This is a genomic window from Candidatus Allofournierella excrementigallinarum, assembly GCF_944388085.1.
GTDB classification, from domain to species: Bacteria; Bacillota; Clostridia; order Oscillospirales; family Ruminococcaceae; genus Allofournierella_A; species Allofournierella_A excrementigallinarum.
The window spans coordinates 1-6,433 of record NZ_CALXHK010000081.1 but is presented as its reverse complement, the minus strand read 5'-3'; the positions used below and the strand labels follow the sequence as shown (position 1 = coordinate 6,433).

At 66.0% G+C, this 6,433-nt stretch carries 7 protein-coding genes; 4 read left to right on the top strand and 3 right to left on the bottom strand.

What is annotated here, in order from left to right; genetic code table 11:
- Positions 1-529 (bottom strand): substrate-binding domain-containing protein (locus tag ACH2AT_RS10555; RefSeq protein WP_394965889.1); only part of this gene is annotated, 529 nt, incomplete at its 3' end.
- Positions 530-841: 312 nt separating this feature from the next.
- On the opposite strand from ACH2AT_RS10555, the gene ACH2AT_RS10550 reads away from it, so the two are divergent.
- Genes ACH2AT_RS10550 through ACH2AT_RS10535 form a run of 4 tightly spaced genes read left to right on the top strand, consistent with a single transcriptional unit; the run spans position 842 to position 4,362 of the window.
- On the top strand, positions 842-2,380 hold the full coding sequence (locus ACH2AT_RS10550) for a DUF1538 domain-containing protein (protein ID WP_394965888.1): 1,539 nt from the start codon (positions 842-844) through the stop codon (positions 2,378-2,380).
- Positions 2,377-3,099, top strand: a complete 723-nt coding sequence (locus tag ACH2AT_RS10545; RefSeq protein WP_394965886.1) for a hypothetical protein — start codon at positions 2,377-2,379, stop codon at positions 3,097-3,099. Before ACH2AT_RS10550 ends, ACH2AT_RS10545 begins: the two co-directional genes overlap by 4 nt.
- Positions 3,086-4,003, top strand: coding sequence for an alpha/beta fold hydrolase (locus ACH2AT_RS10540; protein ID WP_394965885.1), 918 nt, complete (start codon positions 3,086-3,088; stop codon positions 4,001-4,003). The genes ACH2AT_RS10545 and ACH2AT_RS10540 overlap by 14 nt, the downstream gene beginning before the upstream one ends.
- A gap of 17 nt (positions 4,004-4,020) precedes the next feature.
- The gene (locus ACH2AT_RS10535) at positions 4,021-4,362 is read left to right on the top strand and encodes a phenylpyruvate tautomerase MIF-related protein (RefSeq protein ID WP_394965884.1); all 342 of its coding nucleotides are present in this window, start codon (positions 4,021-4,023) and stop codon (positions 4,360-4,362) included.
- Positions 4,363-4,454: 92 nt separating this feature from the next.
- Here ACH2AT_RS10535 and ACH2AT_RS10530 read toward each other — a convergent pair whose 3' ends face one another.
- Complete coding sequence (locus tag ACH2AT_RS10530; protein ID WP_394965882.1) at positions 4,455-4,895, bottom strand: PaaI family thioesterase; 441 nt, start codon at positions 4,893-4,895, stop codon at positions 4,455-4,457.
- Positions 4,896-5,059: 164 nt separating this feature from the next.
- Positions 5,060-6,433, bottom strand: a 1,374-nt coding sequence (locus ACH2AT_RS10525) for a lactate racemase domain-containing protein (RefSeq protein ID WP_394965880.1), incomplete at its 5' end; no start/stop codon positions are given.

Genomic DNA, 6,433 nt, shown 5'->3' with positions numbered 1-6,433 from the left:
CCAGCAGGTAGTTGCCGATCATCTCGCCCTGCATATGGCCGGCGTCGGGGGCGTTGGTGCCCACGAAGGCGCACTTGTCATAGCTGTTGATGACTTCGTTGTCAGCCACTTCGCGGTTGAAGAAGATCACGGGGATGCCGGCGGTCTGGGCGGCATTCACGATGTCCTGCGCGGGAGCGCTGGTGGCGGTCTCAACGATGTTGACGATCAGCAGGTCGGAACCGGCGGTGATGGCGGTGTTGACCTGGTCGGTCTGGGTGGGCTGGCTGCCGGCGGCATCCCAGTTGTTGGGCTCGATGCCCATGGCCTTCAGCTGCTCGTCCATGGCGGCGCGCACGGTGGAGATGTACACGTCGGAGAAGTCGTAGTAGAACACGTCCACGCGCATGTCGGAGGTTGCGGCAGCGCCGCCCTCAGAGGCAGCCCCGGAAGCGGGGGTGGAAGCAGGGGTGGAAGCGGGAGCGCCGCCGCAGGCCGCCAGGCTCAGGGCCAGCACAGCGCTCAGTGCAAGTGCAAGAAGCTTTTTCATGGTTTGTCCTCCTTGATTTTTGGGGCGGAGCTTTTTTGCGCCTTTCGCGCCGAAAGGACTGCTGCCGCCCGGTGACAAGACCATTTTACCTGTATGGAATGGAAAAAACGATAGAAAAAACTACGCACTTGTATTAAAAAACTATGGCCTGTGCAAAAATTGATCCATGCTTGCGCAGGCCGGCCCCCGCGTTATATAATGTATATGTCTTGTATATCCCGCGAGGGCGCCTTCGGGCCCGGCCCTCCCGCCGCCGCCGGTTTGACGCACCCCTTTGCCGGCGCGGCGCGTCCACCCGCGTCAAAGGAGGCGATGCCCTTGAACAAACAACTCAAGCTGAAGATCCACGAATCCCTGGCCGCCGTGCTGCCCGTCAGCCTCATCGTGCTGGCGCTGTGCGCCTTTGTGGTGCCGGTGGACCTTTCCACCCTGTGCCTGTTCCTGGCAGGGGCGGCCCTGCTCATCCTGGGCATGGGGTTTTTTACCCTGGGGGCGGACATGGCCATGATGCCCATCGGCGAGCTGGTGGGCACCCACCTCACCCGCACCCGCAAACTGTGGCTCATCCTGGCGGGCTGTTTTCTCATCGGCGTGCTGGTGACGGTGGCGGAGCCGGACCTGGCGGTGCTGGCCAGACAGACCCCCGCCGTTCCCGACCGGGTGCTGATCCTGACGGTGGCCGCCGGGGTGGGGCTGTTCCTGGTGCTGAGCTTCCTGCGCATTCTGCTGGGCTGGAGCCTGCCGGTGATGCTCATCGTCTTTTATCTTCTGGTGTTCATCCTCACCCGCTTCGTGCCGTCGGCTTTTCTGGCCGTGGCCTTCGACTCCGGCGGGGTGACCACCGGGCCCATCACGGTGCCCTTCATCATGGCGCTGGGCCTGGGCCTCACCGCCGTGCGAAGCGACAAAAACGCCGAGGGCGACAGCTTCGGCCTTGTTGCGCTGTGCAGCATCGGGCCGGTGCTGTCGGTGCTCATCCTGGGCATGATCTACCGCTCGGGCGACGCGAGCTACACCCCCCTGTCGGTGTCTGCGATCGAGGACACCCGGGCCCTGCTGGCGGCCTTCGGAGCGGCGGCGCCGGAATACGCCAAAGAGGTGGCCCTGGCCCTGGGGCCCATCCTGGCGTTCTTCCTGGTGTTTCAGGTGCTGTTCTTCCGGCTGCGCCGCCGGGCGCTGGCCAAAATCCTGGTGGGCATCCTCTACACCTTCCTGGGCCTCACCCTCTTCCTTACCGGGGTGAACGTGGGCTTTATGCCCGCGGGCAACGAGCTGGGCCGCCGGCTGGCGGGCCTGCCCCTGCGCTGGCTCATCGTGCCGGTGGGCATGCTCATCGGCTACTTCCTGGTCAAGGCCGAGCCCGCCGTGCTGGTTCTGAACAAGCAGGTGGAGGAGATCACCGGCGGCGCCATTTCCCAGAAGGCGATGATGGCGGGCCTGTCCATCGGCATGGCGGCCTCGGTGGGGCTGTCGATGGTGCGGGTGCTCACCGGCGCGCCCCTTTTGTGGTTTTTGCTGCCGGGCTACGCCCTGGCGCTGGCTTTGAGCTTTTTCGTGCCCCGCATCTTCACCGCGGTGGCCTTTGACTCCGGCGGGGTGGCCTCCGGCCCCATGACCGCCACCTTCCTTCTTCCCTTTGCCATGGGGGCCTGCGAGGCGGTGGGGGGCGACATTCTCACCGACGCCTTCGGGGTGGTGGCCATGGTGGCCATGATCCCGCTCATCACCATTCAGATCATCGGGCTGGTGTATCAGTTCAAGACCCGGCACGCCGCCGGCGAGAGCGCCCCGGCGCAGGAGGCGGACGACGTGCTGGAACTGGACGCGGGCCCCGAGGAGGATGTGCAATGAACCAAGCGCCTTCATCCATATGCTGCCTGTTTGCCGTGGTGGACCGGGGCAAGGGCGAGGCGGTGTCCGCCGAGCTGCGCCGCCGCCGCATCCTGACCCAGCTCGTGCTGCTGGGCCATGGCACCGCCAGTGCGGAAGTGATGGACCTGCTGGGCCTGGACGAGCCGGAAAAGGACGTGGTGCTTGCGCTTTTGCCGGGGGACGCCGGCGAAGTGCTGGCGGCGCTGACCGACCGGCTGGAGCTCTACCGCCCGGGGCGGGGCATCGCCTTCACCATCGGCCTTTGCAGCATCAGCGCGCTGGCCCACCAGCGCATCGCCGCCGCAGCGGCGGCCGAAACACCATTCCAAAAGGAGGAGCGACCCATGCGCAGCCAGCATGAACTCATCGTGGTCATCGCCGAGCACGGCTTTGCCGCCGACGTGATGGACGCCGCCCGCGGGGCGGGGGCCCGGGGCGGCACGGTGGTGCGCGGCCGGAGCCTTGCCGCCGAAGAAGCCCAGAAATTCCTGCACATCACCATCCAGCCGGAAAAGGACGTGGTGCTCATCCTGGTGCCCGCCGCCGGGCGGCAGCCGGTGATGAAGGCCATCTGCGCCGAAGGCGCGGGCGCCGGCCATGCGCTGGCCTTTTCGCTGCCGGTGAGCGACGTGACCGGCCTGTCGCTGGCGCCCTTCGGCGCGGCGGAGCAGAAGGAGGGCGAAGATGAAAAGCAGTGAGTGGACCAGCCCCGCCCACAGCGGCGAGGGCGAGATCTTTTCCCGCCTGTGGGCCCGCGAAGAGCCGAAGGCGGTGCTGCTGCTGGTGCACGGCATGGCGGAGCACAGCGCCCGCTATGAAGATTTTGCCAGCTTCCTGGCCCAGCACGGCTTTGCGGTGTTCATGAACGATCACGCGGGCCACGGGCGCTCGGCGGTGGTGCAGGGCCATTTTGCCGACAGGGACGGCTGGGAGCATGTGCTGGCCGACCTGCGCCGGCTGGAGGCGGACGCCCGGGCGAGATACCCCGGCCTGCCGGTGTGTATCATGGGCCACAGCATGGGTTCCTTTTTGACCCGGGAATACATCGCCCGCTGGGGCGGCGGGCTTGCCGCCGCGGTGGTCTGCGGCACCATGGGGGCCAATCCCCTGCTGGGCTTCGCCCGGGCGCTGGCCGGCCTGCAGGCGGCGGTGAAGGGCCCGAAAAGCCCCGGCAAGCTCATCGAGTCCCTCTCCACCGGCGGCTACCACAGGCAGTTCCCCGGCGAGGGGCCCTCGGCCTGGCTGGCGGCGGACAGGTCCGTGCAGGAGGCCTTTGACGCCGACCCGGACTGCGGCTTCACCTTCACGGCGGCCGCCTACCGGGACATGTTCGGCGGCCTTGCCGCCGTGACCGGCCCGAAATGGGCGGCGCGGGTGCCCAAAAATCTGCCGGTGTTCGTCGTCGCCGGCGACAAGGACCCGGTGGGTGCGAGCGGCAAAGGCCCCGCCCAGGTGTATCAGTGGCTGAAGGACGCGGGGCGAAACGTGCGGCTGAAGCTCTACCCCGGCATGCGCCACGAGATCCTCAACGAGGCGGGCAGGGCCGAGGTGTACGAGGACGTTTTGCAGTTCCTGCGGGCGCATCTGCCCGCGGCGGAATAAACAGGAGGAAAAGAATCATGCCGTTTATTCGTGTGAGCGCCAATGTGGCGGTGAACGAAGCCCAGGCCGGGCGGATCAAGGCCATGCTGGGGCAGGCCATCGAGGTCATCCCGGGCAAGAGCGAGGCCTGGCTGATGGTGGAAGTGGAGGGCGAAAAGGCCCTGTGGATGGCGGGCAGCGACGCGCCCGCCGCCATCGCGGAGGTGAGCGTCTACGGCGGCGCGGACGGCGAGGACTACCGCCAGCTCACCGGCCGGGTGTGCGATATCCTGGACAGCGTGCTGGACATTCCCGCCGGCCGGGTGTATGTGAAGTACGCCGAGACCGAGCACTGGGGCTGGAACGGCTCCAACTTTTAAGCGCCAAGGCGTTAAAGGGCGGCCCGCGTTTTCAGCGCTCTGGCCGCCGGATGTGCAAAGCAAAAGGCAGGGCCCGCCGGGCCCTGCCTTTTTCATCTTTTGCCGTCCATGTAGTACATGGTGAAGCTGCTGGTGAGCAGCAGGCGGCCCCGGCCGTCGAAAATCTCCACCTGATTCACGGCGGTGCGCCCGCCGCTGTGGCGGCTGACGGCCTTGACGGTGACGGTGTCGCCGGGTTTTGCGCCCCGGATGTAGTTCACCGAGGCCTGCAGGGTCACGTTGGGGCGGCCCCGGGTGCTGGCCGCCAGGCCGGAGCAGGTGTCGCACAGCGCGAACAGCCAGCCGCCGTGGGCGTTGCCGTAGGGGTTCAGGCTGCTTTCGGTGACCGGGGCTTTCGCCTCCACATAGCCTTCCCGCAGGGCGGTGACCTCCAGCCCCTCGAAGCAGACCATGGGCTTGGTGTGGGCGGCGACGGCCCGGCGCAGCTCCTCGTTCAGCAGCGAGAGGTCAAGGCCTTTTTCCTGTTGTTCCATTTGCGTTCTCCCATTCATGCAAAAAATGTCTCACACAATGGTATTGTACGCCCCCAGCCGGAAAATGCAAGCGTGGGGAGGCCCGGGCTTCACCCCGGCGCGGCGGGGCAGCGCAGCGCGGGCCCCGCCGTTTCCGGCAGGGCCCGCCCGTCAGTTCAATGGGTTCAGCCGCAGCAGGGATGGTTGCCGTACTCGTCCATGCAGTCCTGGCTGGGGTCCTTCATGCAAAGATGCACCGCCGCCAGCTTGAAGGTCTGGGGCAGGGCCAGGATGTTGGGCTCATCGCCCACATACTTCTTCTTCGCGTCCGCCAGCGCCTCCTCGAAGGTGGCGCGGGTCTTGAGACCCATGCTGCGGGCGATGCCCGGCTCCTGGGCGCCCACGATGTAGATGGCGCTGGTGTTCATCTCGGCGATGTGGCCGCAGCTCATCATCGAGAAGCCGTGGAAGGGATGGAACGCGTTGGTGAAGCGGTACTTGCGGATGTACTCCTCGTTGGTGGCGTAGTATTCGCCCAGGCGGTCCATGTCCGGCAGGATGTTCATGTAGTCGTGCTGGAAGTCGGTCCACTCCGCCCGCAGGTAGGGCCACAGCTCGTCGTGGAAGAAGCCGTTGCAGAGGGAGGAGCAGATGATGACGCACCGGTCGCTCATCACCCGCTTGAAGCGCAGCACCTGGGCGCTCAGCGCCTGCATCATCATGATGGGGTTGGTGCCCATGCCGTCGCCGTAGTGGAACTTCTGGGGCATGCCGAACACCAGCACGTCGTATTTCTTTTCCGCCCAGTGCACATAGGTGCGCTTGTCGGCCACCTTCCAGCTTTCGGGCATCATCTCGGCGGCGTAGCCCGAGAAGATGGCGATCTGGCGGCTCCTGGTGTCCAGCACCGCGTCGCAGCAGAAGAAGGGATGGCCCATCTTCTCCTCCATCAGCATGCCGATCTCGTTGAACTTGTGGCGCATCAGGCTGCCGCCGTTCACCGGGGTGAAGTCGTCCCGGTGCATGACCTCGGGCACATGGTGGCTGGCGATGCTGCGCCAGTTGGTGATGCCGGTGGCGCAGTGCTTGTAGCCCCCGGAGTAGCCGCCGTAGGGGTTGCCCTGCACATGGCCGATGAGGATGGGCAGGTCCGCCTCGAAGACGGTCTTGTTCATGAACACAGGGTCGCCCCGTTTGGTGAGCCCCAGGTCGATCATGTTGTCCGGGTCCTCGGAGTCGTGGCTGGTCATCTGGTGGGTGGGCCAGAACTCCCGGAACAGCTCCTCGCCGAAGATGGCCTTGTAGTCCTCGGGCTTTGCGCGGGGGTGCAGGCCGTTGGAGATGATGAACTTGATGTCCTCCTTCTTCACGCCCGCGGCATACAGCTCCTTCAGGATGAGCCTGATGCTCACCTTGCGGTGGCTGGTGGCCTGCTCGCCGCCCTTGACCCGGTCGGGCACGATGAACACCACCTTCGCGCCGGGGAAGGCCAGCTCGCTCAGGGGCTTCATGCCGATGGGATGGCGCAGGCTCTCCAGATACGCCTCCTCCAGCTTGTC

Coding starts and splice junctions, on each gene's coding strand:
- ACH2AT_RS10535 (WP_394965884.1), top strand. CDS start 4,021: ATGCCGTTTATTCGTGTGAGCGCCAATGTGGCGGTGAACGAAGCCCAG.
- ACH2AT_RS10530 (WP_394965882.1), bottom strand. CDS start 4,895: ATGGAACAACAGGAAAAAGGCCTTGACCTCTCGCTGCTGAACGAGGAG.
- ACH2AT_RS10545 (WP_394965886.1), top strand. CDS start 2,377: ATGAACCAAGCGCCTTCATCCATATGCTGCCTGTTTGCCGTGGTGGAC.
- ACH2AT_RS10550 (WP_394965888.1), top strand. CDS start 842: ATGCCCTTGAACAAACAACTCAAGCTGAAGATCCACGAATCCCTGGCC.
- ACH2AT_RS10540 (WP_394965885.1), top strand. CDS start 3,086: ATGAAAAGCAGTGAGTGGACCAGCCCCGCCCACAGCGGCGAGGGCGAG.